The 12,692-nt window shown below is 69.6% G+C and carries 15 protein-coding genes; 8 read left to right on the top strand and 7 right to left on the bottom strand.

Features of this window, described 5'->3' with window-relative positions; all coding sequences use genetic code 11:
* Positions 1-468 precede the first annotated feature (468 nt).
* Both AB0D94_RS07895 and AB0D94_RS07890 read right to left on the bottom strand, forming a co-directional pair.
* Positions 469-1,491, bottom strand: coding sequence for a hemolysin family protein (locus tag AB0D94_RS07895; protein ID WP_362047203.1), 1,023 nt, complete (start codon positions 1,489-1,491; stop codon positions 469-471).
* Positions 1,488-2,822, bottom strand: coding sequence for a hemolysin family protein (locus AB0D94_RS07890; RefSeq protein ID WP_362047200.1), 1,335 nt, complete (start codon positions 2,820-2,822; stop codon positions 1,488-1,490). The genes AB0D94_RS07895 and AB0D94_RS07890 overlap by 4 nt, the downstream gene beginning before the upstream one ends.
* 376 nt (positions 2,823-3,198) lie before the next feature.
* Here AB0D94_RS07890 and AB0D94_RS07885 point away from each other — a divergent pair, with 376 nt between their 5' ends.
* The 3 genes from AB0D94_RS07885 (at position 3,199) to AB0D94_RS07875 (ending at position 5,111) form a co-directional block, all read left to right on the top strand.
* The gene (locus AB0D94_RS07885; RefSeq protein ID WP_362047197.1) at positions 3,199-3,417 is read left to right on the top strand and encodes a hypothetical protein; all 219 of its coding nucleotides are present in this window, start codon (positions 3,199-3,201) and stop codon (positions 3,415-3,417) included.
* A 105-nt stretch (positions 3,418-3,522) separates the two neighbouring features.
* On the top strand, positions 3,523-4,551 hold the full coding sequence (locus AB0D94_RS07880) for a sporulation protein (protein WP_362047194.1): 1,029 nt from the start codon (positions 3,523-3,525) through the stop codon (positions 4,549-4,551).
* A gap of 104 nt (positions 4,552-4,655) precedes the next feature.
* Entirely contained in the window at positions 4,656-5,111 is a 456-nt protein-coding gene (locus AB0D94_RS07875; protein ID WP_362047191.1) for a tellurite resistance TerB family protein, read from the top strand.
* A 160-nt stretch (positions 5,112-5,271) separates the two neighbouring features.
* Here the strand turns inward: AB0D94_RS07875 and AB0D94_RS07870 are convergent, their stop codons facing one another.
* The 3 genes from AB0D94_RS07870 to AB0D94_RS07860 form a co-directional block, all read right to left on the bottom strand.
* Positions 5,272-6,162: a universal stress protein gene (locus AB0D94_RS07870; RefSeq protein WP_362047188.1), complete on the bottom strand. Its 891-nt coding sequence runs from the start codon at positions 6,160-6,162 to the stop codon at positions 5,272-5,274.
* Positions 6,163-6,247: 85 nt separating this feature from the next.
* Entirely contained in the window at positions 6,248-7,180 is a 933-nt protein-coding gene (locus AB0D94_RS07865; protein WP_362047185.1) for a M56 family metallopeptidase, read from the bottom strand.
* A 5-nt stretch (positions 7,181-7,185) separates the two neighbouring features.
* Entirely contained in the window at positions 7,186-7,587 is a 402-nt protein-coding gene (locus AB0D94_RS07860; RefSeq protein WP_362047182.1) for a BlaI/MecI/CopY family transcriptional regulator, read from the bottom strand.
* A 364-nt stretch (positions 7,588-7,951) separates the two neighbouring features.
* Between AB0D94_RS07860 and AB0D94_RS07855 the strand changes: the two genes are divergently transcribed.
* The 3 genes from AB0D94_RS07855 to AB0D94_RS07845 all read left to right on the top strand — a co-directional run bounded on the left by AB0D94_RS07855 (position 7,952) and on the right by AB0D94_RS07845 (position 9,618).
* Positions 7,952-8,527 carry a TerD family protein gene (locus AB0D94_RS07855; protein WP_362047179.1) on the top strand — a complete coding sequence of 192 codons (576 nt, stop codon included), beginning with the start codon at positions 7,952-7,954 and terminating at the stop codon, positions 8,525-8,527.
* A gap of 222 nt (positions 8,528-8,749) precedes the next feature.
* Positions 8,750-9,331 carry a TerD family protein gene (locus AB0D94_RS07850; RefSeq protein ID WP_362047176.1) on the top strand — a complete coding sequence of 194 codons (582 nt, stop codon included), beginning with the start codon at positions 8,750-8,752 and terminating at the stop codon, positions 9,329-9,331.
* Positions 9,332-9,369: 38 nt separating this feature from the next.
* Positions 9,370-9,618, top strand: coding sequence for a hypothetical protein (locus AB0D94_RS07845; RefSeq protein WP_362047173.1), 249 nt, complete (start codon positions 9,370-9,372; stop codon positions 9,616-9,618).
* 34 nt (positions 9,619-9,652) lie between these two features.
* Here the strand turns inward: AB0D94_RS07845 and AB0D94_RS07840 are convergent, their stop codons facing one another.
* The gene (locus AB0D94_RS07840; RefSeq protein WP_362047170.1) at positions 9,653-9,877 is read right to left on the bottom strand and encodes a hypothetical protein; all 225 of its coding nucleotides are present in this window, start codon (positions 9,875-9,877) and stop codon (positions 9,653-9,655) included.
* A gap of 73 nt (positions 9,878-9,950) precedes the next feature.
* Complete coding sequence (locus tag AB0D94_RS07835; protein ID WP_362047640.1) at positions 9,951-10,430, bottom strand: DM13 domain-containing protein; 480 nt, start codon at positions 10,428-10,430, stop codon at positions 9,951-9,953.
* Between the two features lie 392 nt (positions 10,431-10,822).
* Between AB0D94_RS07835 and AB0D94_RS07830 the strand changes: the two genes are divergently transcribed.
* Positions 10,823-11,875, top strand: a complete 1,053-nt coding sequence (locus AB0D94_RS07830) for a TerC family protein (RefSeq protein WP_362047167.1) — start codon at positions 10,823-10,825, stop codon at positions 11,873-11,875.
* A gap of 232 nt (positions 11,876-12,107) precedes the next feature.
* Positions 12,108-12,548 carry a nuclear transport factor 2 family protein gene (locus AB0D94_RS07825; RefSeq protein WP_362047637.1) on the top strand — a complete coding sequence of 147 codons (441 nt, stop codon included), beginning with the start codon at positions 12,108-12,110 and terminating at the stop codon, positions 12,546-12,548.
* Positions 12,549-12,692: the final 144 nt, after the last annotated feature.

Here is a 12,692-nt window from a genome sequence, read left to right as displayed (position 1 = left end):
GCGTCAAGGACCAGCGACGGCCATGATCAATCTCAGCCCAACCACGGTTCCGGCTGTCCGGCGGCGCCAGTCGCCGGCCCGGCCTCCCCGATGGCGACCAGCGAGGCGGAGGCCGCGCACGCCGCGAGGGAGGCAGTCTGCCCCGGGGCCCGGCCGAGCAGTCACAGGCCGAGGGCCAGCAGTATCCGCCAGGCGTCGTCGGCGCCGCGGGGTCCTTCGCGGTCCAAAGACAGGCGGCATCCGGATTCGTCAGGCCGTCGGCCTCGAGGCTGTAGTAGCGGGACACGTCTTTCCAGAAGCACGGCGACCGGGTCCTGCTCGGCGTGAAGGCCCGGCCAGATCCGGCCCGGTTTGCGGACGCTGTGCGCGCGGCGACGTTGAGACGTTGTGCGGGCCAGGCGCACGGGTGGGTGGGACGCCGACGGCCGGCATCCCGAGCAGGGGATGCCAGCCGCTGTTCTATGTGGTTCAGGCGCTGGGGTCGTGGGCGCCGACGAGTTCCTCCAGGACGTCTTCCATGGTGACGAAGCCGATAACGGTGCCCTTGGCGCCGGTGACGGCGGCGAGGTGGGTGTCGGCTGCGCGCATGGCGGTCATGGTGTCGTCGAGGGGGGTGTCGAGGGCGACCTTGGTGATCGGATGGAGCGCGCTGTGCGGGAACGGGGCGGTGCGGTCGTGGGCGGCAAGGGCGTCCTTGATATGCAGGTAGCCCAGGATCGCCTCGCCGGGTCCGGTGACCGGCAGGCGGGAGAACCCGTGTGTGGCCGCCGCCCTTTCCAGGCCCTGCGGGGTGATGTCGTGGCCGACGGTGACGATCCGCTCCAGCGGGACCATCACTTCGCCGACGGGGCGGGTGCCGAGCTCCAGGGCGTCCTGGAGGCGCTCTCCGTCTTCCGGGCCGAGGAGGCCGGCGGCGGATGAGTCCTTGACGAGGCGGGCGAGTTCGTCGTCGGTGAAGACCGCGGCGATTTCGTTCTTGGGCTCGACCTTCAGCAGCCGCAGCAGCATGTTGGCGAAGGCGTTGATGCCGAAGATGAACGGGCGCAGGGCGCGGGTGAGGGCCACCAGCGGCGGGCCCAGGAGCAGGGCGGTGGGCGCCGGGGCGGCGAGCGCGATGTTCTTGGGCACCATCTCGCCGATGAGCATGTGCAGGTAGGTGGCCAGGGTGAGCGCGATGACGAACGCGATCGGGTGGATCAGCGCGTCGGGGACTCCGATGGCGTGGAAGGGGGGTTCCAGCAGGTGGGCGATGGCCGGTTCGGCGACCGCGCCCAGGACGAGGGAGGAGACGGTGATGCCGAGCTGGGCGGTGGCCATCATGGCCGAGAGGTGCTCCACGCCCCACAGGGTGGTCTTGGCCCGGCGGTTGCCCTTGAGGGCGGCCGGTTCGATCTGGCTGCGGCGTACGGAGATCAGGGCGAACTCGGCACCGACGAAGAAGGCGTTGGTGATCAGCGTGAAGGCGCCGATCAGCAGCTGGATCGCGGTCATCGGCCCGTCTCCTCGTCGGTAGCGGTGGTATCGGCCGGTGCGGTGAGCGTGATCCGGTCGGCGCGGTGGTGTTCTATGTCGAGCACCGTGAGTTCCCAGCCGTCGACGGTGACCGTGTCGCCTTCGACGGGGATGCGCTCCAGGCGGGTGGCGATCAGGCCGGCGAGGGTCTCGTACGGGCCCTCGGGCACGGTAAAGCCGATCTCTGCCAGCTCGTCGACGCGGACGCTGCCGCCGGCCTCCCATGCCCGGCGGCCGTCCTGTTCGGGGGCTTCGAGGAGGTCGGGGACCTCGTGGGGGTCGTGTTCGTCGCGGACCTCGCCAACGACTTCTTCCACGATGTCCTCTACGGTGGCGACGCCTGCGGTGCCGCCGTACTCGTCGATGATCACGGCCATGGTGCGGGCCTTGCGCAGCCGGCCGAGGAGGGTGTCCACGGGCAGGGAGTGCGGCACCAGCAGCGGCTCGGTCATCAGCTCGGTGACCTCGGTCTTGACCCGCTGGTCCTCCTCCAGGGCGAGGACGTCGCGGATGTGGACGGTGCCGATGACCTGGTCCAGCGCGTCGCGGTAGACGGGGAAGCGGGACAGGCCCGTGGCCAGCGTCAGGTTCGCCGCATCCGCCGCGGTGGCGTGGGCTTCCAGCGCCTGCACATCAACCCGCGGGGTCATCACGTTCTCCGCGGTCAGCTCGGCCAGGTGCAACGTACGGACGAACAGCTCGGCCGAGTCCGCCTCGATCGCGCCCGCGCGGGCGGAATGCCGGGCCAGCGCCACCAGCTCCTCCGGGGTGCGGGCGGAGGCCAGCTCCTCGGCCGGTTCCAGGCCGAAGCGGCGAACCAGGCGGTTGGCGGTGTTGTTCAGGTGCCGGATCAGCGGGGCGAACGCGGCCGTGAAGGCGCGCTGCGGTCCGGCGACGACCTTGGCGACGGCCAGCGGCCGGGAAATCGCCCAGTTCTTCGGCACCAGCTCACCGACCACCATCAGCACGACGGTCGAGATCGCGACGCCTAGGAGGGTCGCCGTGGTCGACACCGCCCCCTCGGGCAGGCCGGCCGAGGCCAGGGGCCCGCGCAGCAGTGCGGAGACGGACGGCTCGGCGAGCATGCCGATGACCAGCGAGGTCACCGTGATGCCCAGCTGGGCACCGGAGAGCTGGAAGGTCAGGCGCTTGGCGGCCTTCAGGGCGCCTTCGGCACCCCGCTCACCGGCCTGGGCGGCGCGTTCGAGCTCACTGCGCTCGACGGTGGTGAGAGAGAACTCGGCGGCGACGAACACCGCACACGCCAGCGTCAGCGCGAGAGCGAGCATGAGCAGCAGCAGCTCGGTCACCGTGCCACCCCCGCTCCCGGCTCAACAATCTGCGGGCAAGGCGTAGCACGGCTCGTACTGGGAGGTTCACCCATTGCGGGTCTGCTGCTCCTTCTTCACTCGGCGGACCGGGGCGCGGTCCTGGGGCTTGGCGGTCAGTATCGGCGACACAACTGTAAAGGAGTAGTAAAGACCCTGGCCAGCGGGTCTCACACGGCGAGAAGAGTGGTGCTTTGCAGACTTTCCCGGCCAACCTGCGCCTGCGGACTCCGTAGCTGTCGCACTGCTCCTATGCTTCTACATGCTTGTAGATTACGCCAGGGCGGGGCGGTGTATTCCGTGCTGCCCGGTGACGTGCGCGCACCCTTCGGGGTGCGCCGGGCTGGAGGGGAACAGCATGGCTTCGATCGACCTGGACAAGGTGCTGGACAAGGCGTGGGCGGACAAGAGCCTGCCCGAGGTGCTGGCCGCGCCCGTGTCCGCGCTCAAGGGCGTCTCGGACCGGCAGGGGGAGCTGCTCAAGGAGGCGTTCGGCGTCAAGACCGTCGCCGACCTCGCCGAGCTGAAGTACGTCGGCTGGGCCAAGGCCCTCGCGGCGCTGGACGCGGCCAAGTAACACCCCCGCACCCGCGCGGTGCCGCAGGCCCGGAACCTGGCCAGCGGCGCCGCTGCGTGCACCACACGACATCACGAAGCGACACATGTGAAGGAGAACGCCACGATGGTGTTCAAGCGCCTGCTCGGCTCGATGGGTGTCGGCGGCCCCGCCGTGGACACCGTTCTCGACCCGGTCACCGCAGTGCCCGGCGGCACCCTGACCGGCGAGGTCCGCCTCACCGGCGGGCGGGCCGACTTCGACATCGAGCACATCACCCTTGAACTCGTCGCCCGCGTCGAGGCCGAGCACGACGACGGCGAACACGAGGGCACGGCCGTCTTCGAGCGGTTCAACGTCGGCGGCGGCTTCCGCCTCGCCGAAGGCGAGCAGCGCGCCGTGCCGTTCGCGATCACGCTCCCGTGGGAGACCCCGATCACTCAGCTGCACGGCCAGCCACTGGGCATCGTCCTGGGTGTGCGGACCGAGCTCGGGGTGGCCGGAGCCAAGGACAAGGGCGACCTCGACCCCCTCACGGTGGAACCGCTGCCCGTCCAGGAGGCCATCCTGGAAGCCTTCGGCCAGCTCGGCTTCGGCTTCAAGTCCGCCGACCTCGAATACGGACGTATCGGCGGCACCGGCCAGCAACTGCCCTTCTACCAGGAGCTCGAACTCACCCCGGCCCCGCAGTACGCGCACCAGGTGAACGAGATCGAGGTGACCTTCCTCGCCAACCCGGGCGGGATGGAGATCGTCCTGGAGGCCGACAAGCGCGCCGGCCTCTTCTCCGGCGGCCACGACGCGCTCGCCCGCCACGTCGTCAGCCACGACGGGGCGGCGCACCGCGACTGGAACGCCGTCGTCGGCTCCTGGATCAGCCAGCTCATCGACGCCCACACCGCCCGAACCGCCCACCACCCGTACGGACATGGCGACACCCACGCCGGCCATGCCCACAAGGACGAGCACGGCCACCACGACCACGACAGCCACCACGGCGGCCACCGGTCCGGCCCCGGCATGGGCACCGTCGTTGCCGCCGGCGCCGCGGGCCTGGCCGTCGGCGTGGTGGGCGGGATGGTCGCCGCCGAAGCCGTCGACGAGATCGGCGACTTCTTCGAAGGCGACGACGAGGGCGGGGACGAGGAGGCGTAAGGCTCGCGCTTCGCCCACCCCACCAACTTCTACGTTGGTGTAGAAATGAATGGTCCGGACCGGCCCTCCGGCCCGGACACCCCTACGAACCAGTGGAGTTCTCCATGGCCCTGTGGGACCGTTTCAAGGAATCCGCCCAGCAGATGCAGACACAGCTGGAAGCGAAGAAGAACGAGCTGAAATCCGGTGCGTTCCGCGACGCGAGCATGGCCATGTGCGCCCTGGTCGCCGCCGCCGACGGCACGATCGACGACTCCGAACGCCGACGGGTGGCCCACCTGATCGCCACCAACGAGGTCCTGCAGAACTTCCCTGCCGACGACCTCCAGCGACGCTTCGACAGCTACCTCAACACCCTCACCGCTGACTTCGACTTCGGCAAGGTCAGCATCCTGCAGGAGATCGCCAAGGCGAAGAAGAAGCCCGCCGAGGCCCGCGCCGTCATCCAGATCGGCATCGTCATCGGCGGCGCGGATGGCGACTTCGACAAGACCGAACAGGCCGTCGTCCGCGAAGCCTGCTACACCCTCGACCTTCCCCCGCACGAGTTCGACCTCTGACTGCCGGCGCCCGCCCACCCCATGGGTGTTGGGGCCGCGCGGCTTCCGTAGACCGGGCTACGCGCTGAGGCGGCGGCCGCCTTTCGCTTCCGCAGCGGCCAGGTCCATGCGCGGAGCGGTGGGCGCTGGGTCCTGCCGTGCGCGAGCGTGTGGAGAAGTGTCATTCGACGCCCGCGCGTACGACGGTTACTGGGCACTGGGCGTGATGGAGGACGGACTGGCTGACCGAGCCCAGCAGCAGTCCGGTGAAACCCCCGCGTCCGTGGGCGCCGACCACGATCAGCTGGGCGCTGCCGGTTGCCTCGATCAGTGCCAGCCGGGTGCGTCCGCGCACCAGGCGCGGGTGAACGGTCAGGTCCGGGTACCGCTCGCGGTGCCCGGACAGGGCCTCGGTCAGCAGGCGCTCCTCCGTCGCTTGCAGCTGGCGCACGTCGCCGATCAGGTCCACTATCTCCAGCGGGCGGCCCGGGGCGGGCTTCTCGGCGTCGGTCCAGGTGGTCCAGGCGTGCAGAGCGACCAGCTCAGCGCCGCGCAGGGCCGCCTCGGTGAACGCGAACGCGACCGCCGCCTCCCCCTGAGAGGAGCCGTCCACGGCAACCAGCACGGGCCCGGAAGGCTGCGGCCGCCCGCGGACCACCATGACCGGGCAGGAGGCGTGGGCGGCAAGGTGGACCGCCGTCGACCCCAGCAGCACATGGACGAAGCCGTCCGGGCCGCGATGCCCGACCACGAGGAGCTGCGCGGTCCGCGACTCCGCCTCCAGCGCGGTGACCGCCTCACCCGCGATCACGCCGTGGCTCGCCTGAACTCCGGGGGCCGCGGCCCGGGCCCGGATGAGGGCCTCGGCGAGTATCTGCTCGACCCTCTCGCGCACACCCCCGGCCGGCGGGCCCAGAGGCGAGGTTCCCCGCGGGACGTGCAGGGCGGGCCAGACGAACGCATGGACGATGTGCAGCTCCGCGTCCCGTATCCGCGCTTCGCGAGCGGCAACGTCCACGGCGGCCAGAGCAGCAGAGGAGCCGTCCACCCCGACCACTACCGGCCCGGACATCGCTTCGCCTCCCGTCACCGGCCCTCACACGCTGACCGCTGCCCTCTTCAGCTTCTCCCGCCGACGGCGCGTGTGCCAGCAGGGCTTAGAGGGGGGTGGCGGCGTGAAGGATGAAGAAGAGGGTGACGGCCGAGTTCGCCGACGACAGCGCGGAGACGGTGGTGCCGGCCGCGGCGCCCCAGGTGGCCAGCCCCACCGCGGTGAACAGCGACGGCCAGCGGTGGGCGTGGGGGGCAGGGCCCAGCAGGGCGGCGACCCGCCGCGGCACCGGGCCCGCCTCGGCGAGTGAGGCGAGCGTGGCCAGCGGGGAACCACGGCTGATCAGAGCAGCCTTGCCGATCGCCACGGCCACCGTGCGGCGGCTGCCGACCGCGCGGGCCGCCTCCTCGTCCGCCCACCGCTCGGCGGTGTAGGTCACCGCGGAGCGCAGCGGGCGCAGGAACGGATTGGCCCGTGCGGCCAGCTGTACGGCCAGCAGGAACCGGTGGTGACGTCCGGCCAGGTGGGCGCGTTCATGGGCGAACAAGGCCCGGCGCTCACGTGAGGGCAGGGCGGCGAGCATGCCGGTGCTCACCACGATCCGGTCCCGTCGGCCGCCGGGCAGTGCGTACGCATACGGAATCTCGTCGGGCAGCACGGCGACCGGGGCGGGGGGAAGACCTCGAAGGGCCCGCCCGCTCGCCTTGCGGACCCGGCGGTGCCGCCACGCCGCAGACCAGCAGGAGGCGATGACCGCGAGGAGGGCCGGGATGGCCGCCTTGCCCGCGACCTCGTCGTACGGGACCGCTTCGCGGACCTCGGGATCCGACCAGCCGTCGGGGAGGGGATTGCCGGGAAGCTGCGCGGTCCCGACCACCATCAGCAGCGCCAGGCACAGCGTGCTGCACACCGCCAGCACCGCAGCGACCCCGGTCAGCAGCCACGTCGCGGTCCGCGGATGCAGATGATGTTCGGCCAGGCGCGCAACGGGCCATGCCGTTAAGGGCAGCACCAGCGGCAGGAAGACGAAAACCCCCATGACGGTCAGTCTTCCCCATCCTCGGGCGCCTGGGCCAGCAGCTCCCGCAGCAGCTGCTCGTCCCGGGGCGAGAGGGTGGTCACGAAGCTGGCCAGTACCGCCTGCCGGTCACTCTCCGCGTCCAGGACCCGCCGCATCCGCCAGGCGGCCAGCCCGGCCTCGTCGGCAACCGGAGTCCACTGAAAGGACCGGCCCACCCGCTCACGGGCGACCGCGCCCTTGGCCTGCAGCCGGGTCAGGATCGTCATCACCGTGGTGTAGGCGATACCGCCACCGATGTGCTCCTGCACCCAGCCCGCGGTGACCGGGCCCGGCGCCCGGCCCAGTGCCGTCAGCACCTGTGCTTCCAGCTCACCCTGACCGCGGCGGCGGGAAGGGTCGGCACCGCCCGTGTTCTGCACCGTCATGCCGTCAACCTCCCACCTCAAGGCCCCACCCGCCGCACGGAGGGGCGGTTCATCGTACAGACCAGACGATCTTCCCACCGGCCCGCAGGCGACCCAGCCAGGCAGCCTCGGGCTCCGCTGAACTCGCAGCCACGAACACGGCGTGCCGGTGCTGCGATGGCGACCACCTGATGCATCGTTACCGTCGGCGCCCATCGCCTCTCCTGCACCGGCATCGCCTTGGCCGAAAGGTGTTCGCCACCCGCAGACCCACTGTGCCACTCACCCCAACAGGTTTCTACATTGCTGTAGATTCTGGTGGAGGTAGCCAGCAGCCCGGGCGAACCCCGCCTGGGCGCGGTGGCGCGGAACAGGGAGTCAAGACATGGGTGTGAGTCTGTCCAAGGGCGGCAACGTCTCGCTGAGCAAGGAGGCCCCGGGCCTGACCGCCGTGCTGGTCGGCCTCGGCTGGGACGTACGGACGACCACCGGGGTCGACTTCGACCTCGACGCCAGCGCCCTGCTGGTGAACGCGTCCGGGAAGGTCCCCTCCGACCAGCACTTCGTCTTCTACAACAACCTCAAGAGCCCCGACGGCTCCGTCGAGCACACCGGCGACAACCTCACGGGCGAAGGGGAGGGGGACGACGAGGTCGTCAAGGTCAACCTCGCCACCGTGCCCGCAGACGTCGACAAGATCGTCTTTCCGGTCTCCATCCACGACGCCGAGAGCCGCGGTCAGAGCTTCGGCCAGGTCAGGGGCGCTTTCATCCGAGTCGTCAACCAGGCCGGCGGAACGGAGATCGCCCGCTACGACCTCTCCGAGGATGCCTCCACCGAGACCGCGATGGTCTTCGGCGAGCTCTACCGCAGCGGTGCCGAGTGGAAGTTCCGCGCCGTCGGCCAGGGCTACGCCTCCGGCCTCTCCGGCATCGCCGCCGACTTCGGCGTCGGCGTCTGACCGGGCAGTACGAGGCGGCCGGGGGGTGGACCGCCGCGTTTCGGCCTGCCCCCGGCTCTTCCCGGCCGACTGTCGAACCAAGCGGTCGGGCGGCCGTTCGGCGTAGATGCAGCGTCGCCGGGTCGAGCTTCCCAAATCTACAGTGATGTAGATTTTATCTTGGTCTGCGCCCCGGCAGCGGGGACGCGGCGTTTCGGCCCCTTGAGCACCAGGAGGACACCGGTGGGCATCAACATGAGCAAGGGCCAGCAGATCAGCCTGGAGAAGAGTGGCGGCGGTGCGCTGAGCGTCGTACGGATGGGGCTGGGCTGGCAGGCGGCACCGCGTAAGGGCTTTCTCGCCCGCATGACCGCGAAGGAGATCGACCTCGATGCATCGGCCGTCCTCTTCGCAGGCCAGGACCCAGTGGACGTGGTGTTCTTCCAGCAGCTGACCAGCAAGGACGGCTCCGTACGCCACACCGGCGACAACCGTGTCGGCGGCGCCGGCCAGGGCGGGGACGACGAATCCATCCTGGTGGACCTCCAGCGGGTGCCCGTGCACGTGGACCAGATCATCTTCACCGTGAACTCCTTCACCGGGCAGACCTTCGCCGAGGTGGAGAACGCCTTCTGCCGCCTCATCGACGAGAGCAACGGCCAGGAGCTGGCCCGCTACACCCTCTCCGGCGGCGGCAAGTACACCGCGCAGGTCATGGCCAAAGTCCACCGCTCCGGCACCGGCTGGAACATGTCCGCCATCGGGGAACCGGCCGACGGCCGCACCTTCAAGGACCTGCTGCCCGCCATCGCCTCCCACCTCTGAGCGCACCCGGCACCTCAAGCCCCACGCCGCCGGCGGCCGTGAACGAGGGCCGCGCAGCGTCCGGGCGGGAAGGACACACCGACTACGCCCACGACGGACACATCCACCGCCCTCACGGCGATCACACGGACGAGTGCGAGCCCGCCGGACACACGAGCCACGACAGCCACGAACACCAGCACGGTGAAGGCTGCGGACATGTCAGCGTCCCGCACGGCGACCACGTCGACTACGTCCACGACAGCCACCGCCACGCCGAACACGACGGGCACTGGGACGACCACTGAAGCCGCCGTGGCTTGCCGGACCGGGGACGGACTCTCAGAAGGCACGCGGGGACATGGGGATATCCTCCCCGTCGATCACGGCCGTACAGCGTGGCACGCCGGGCCCCGGCGCGATCCTCACGCTCACCGGCCTTGGGGGATCCGTCGGCAGCTCCCCGGAAACGATCACAGGGCGTTTCCCGTTCAGCTGCGCACGGCCGGTCTCTTTGCCGTCGACCATCAGTTCAATCACCCCACGGTGACCGATGCGGATGTTCACAGTCACGGAATGCCCGTGAACGTCGACGTGGAAATGGTGACGGCCAGCCATCACGCACCTGTCTCTCGGGACATCACGGCGTGCGGTTGAGGGTGGCCGCACCGAAGGAGACGTCGAAGCGGTCGCACCAGATGGAGAGGCTGCTGTAGTCGGCGAGGTTCACATCCGCCGGGACGGGATAGTTCTGGTCGCCCTTGTTGCCCTTGAGCTCGCCCAGGCTGACGTGCTTGCCGTCGTCGAAGACGTGCCAGCCCTCTTGGCCCTCGATCACGGGGGCATCGGTCAGCCAGACCCGCAGGTCCGGGCCGTTGCTGGTGTCCAGGCTCTCCAGGCGCAGGGTATGGGAGCCGTCGGCGAGGCGCAGGACTTTCACCGTGCCGGTGGTGGTGTGCTCGTGGCTGATCAGAGTGCCCTGGGCCACCGTGCGCGGCTGGCCAGCCGGGATGCCCGACGTGCCGGGTGACTGGGGTACGGATACCGAGGGGACGGCCTCGTCAACGGTCTCGTCCGCCCACAGCTGCCAGGGCTCGAACCAGTACAGGCCGAAGGCCATCCCGCCCGCCGCCACTGCCAGCCCGCCGATCAGCAGCGGTCTGCGCCGCCGCCGCACGTGCTCACCTGCCACGATCCGGTCCTCCGTCCCCGCTGCGAGCGCCCGGCCCTGCCTGCATGTGCGGGCGGCGCACGGAGCGCTCTTCCCAGGCCGTGCGGTCAACCTACGGCCTGCCCACAGCACCGCACCCGTTGCCCATGGCCTGGCACAATCATGCCTCCGCACGCACGCCCCGGGCATCTCACCCCTCACACAACTCCACCCGGTCCCTGCGCTCGCCGCCCGGCGAGCGCGATACGCCGGGTACGCCGACGCGCCGCGCCAGGCCGAATGCCGCAGACTGCTGTATAAGGTCGGCGTCCTCGCGCCGGCCGTGGTGAAAGTGGCCCGGTGTGCTTGATGTCCCGCTTTGGCTGTGGGGGGCGTTCGCCGCGACGGTGGTGGTCTCGCTCGCGGTGGACTTGCTGGCGCACCGAACCGCCCACGTGATCGGATTCAAGGAAGCCGCTGCGTGGAGTGCTGGCTGGGTGAGCCTGGCACTCATCTTCGGCGCCGTCGTCTTCCTCGTCCTGGGCGCGACGGCGGGAACCGAGTACACGACCGCGTGGCTGCTGGAGAAGAGCCTGTCGGTCGACAACCTGTTCGTCTTCGCCGTGATCTTCGCGTACTTCAAGGTGCCGCGCCCCTACCAGCACCGTGTGCTGTTCTTCGGCGTCATCGGTGCGCTCGTCTTCCGCGGGATCTTCCTGTCCCTCGGTGTGGCCGTGGTCAGCCGCTTCACCGCGGTCCTGTTCGCCTTCGCCGCCGTCCTCTTCTACAGCACCTACAAGCTCCTCAAGGACGAGGAAGAGAGCTTCGACCCCGGCAAGAGCTTCGCCGTCCGCATGCTCCGCAAGGTCATCCCGGTCCGGGACGAGTACGCCGGGACGAAGTTCTTCGTCAAGGAAGCCGGCAAGCGCGTGGGCACCCCGCTGCTCGCGGTGGTCGCCGCGATCGAGGCCGCCGACCTGATCTTCGCCGTCGACAGCGTTCCGGCCGTCCTCGCGGTCAGCGACGACGCCTTCATCGTCTACACCAGCAACGCCTTCGCCATCCTGGGCCTGCGGGCCCTCTACTTCCTGCTCGCTGGCCTGCTGGACCGGTTCCACTACCTGAACAAGGGCCTGGCGATCATCCTGTCCTTCATCGGCGTCAAGCTCATCCTTCAGGCGTCCCACAAGATGATCAGTACCAGCATCCCGGAGATCCCCACACCGGTGAGCCTGGCCGTGATCATCACCGTCCTGGCCGCCTCCGTCGTGCTCAGCCTGAAGCGGCCCGCCAAGCCAGACGGCCCACAGGGACACACGTCCGGCGGCCAGGACGAGCAGCCCGCAGACCCCGGCCATGGCACCGGGCACGGCGACGGTAACCGGCAATCCGATCCCCCCGGGTCCGATGGGTAGCCCTGCAGCCAGCACTCACCCCGACGGCGGAACCACAACGCTGCCACTATCCGACTCTGCAATACGGGCATATCGTAAATAAATGGTCAAGAAAGAGCGTGACCCCGACACGTACGTCTGCCCAGCGTGCGAGCAGCCCGTCACAGCTGAGATCACACGCCACAAGACACTCGGCATCTTCGTACCCCAGTGGGGCCCAGGGCCGTGCCACAACCCCGACTGTCCCGAGTACATGCCGAAACCACGGCACAGGGGCGACGGTGCCCATCTACCCCCGAAGCTTCCTGAGGACGACGCGGACCACGCGCAGCTGACCGCAGTCGTCAAGGAGTGGGCGGCTGCGATCGTCTCCAATGACGTCGCACGGATGGCGAGCTTCATGGCAGAGGACTGGGTCATCGTCTCCGATTCGGGCATCTCCACCAAAGACCAGTTCCTCGCGTTCGTCGAGTCCGGCGCGCTGACCCACTCGGCGATGGAACTCATCAGCCCGCCCAGGATCCGCGTGCACGGTGATACCGCCGTGTTCACGGCGCGCGCCACGAACACGGCCCACTACGGAGGCCGACAGTCCGATGCCGACGAGTGGACGACCGATGTCTTCGTGAGGCAGGACGGCCGCTGGCTGTGCGTGCTGAGCCACATCACAGCAGCCGCTCCGTCGCCTTCATGAGCTGACAGCATCCCCACGCCCGCCGCGATTCGAGTCTGGCCTCAGCCTGGCCCGCATCGAGTTGGCGCGGACATCGTCGCCGTACTATCCGCCAACTGCGATCCTCGGTCACATGCATCGACCTGGCTTTGTTCACGAGAACGA

It is taken from the genome of Streptomyces sp. NPDC048255 (assembly GCF_040652415.1).
GTDB lineage: Bacteria > Actinomycetota > Actinomycetes > Streptomycetales > Streptomycetaceae > Streptomyces.
The sequence above is the reverse complement of the archived record's forward strand: the minus strand, read 5'-3'. Positions and strand labels throughout refer to the sequence as shown.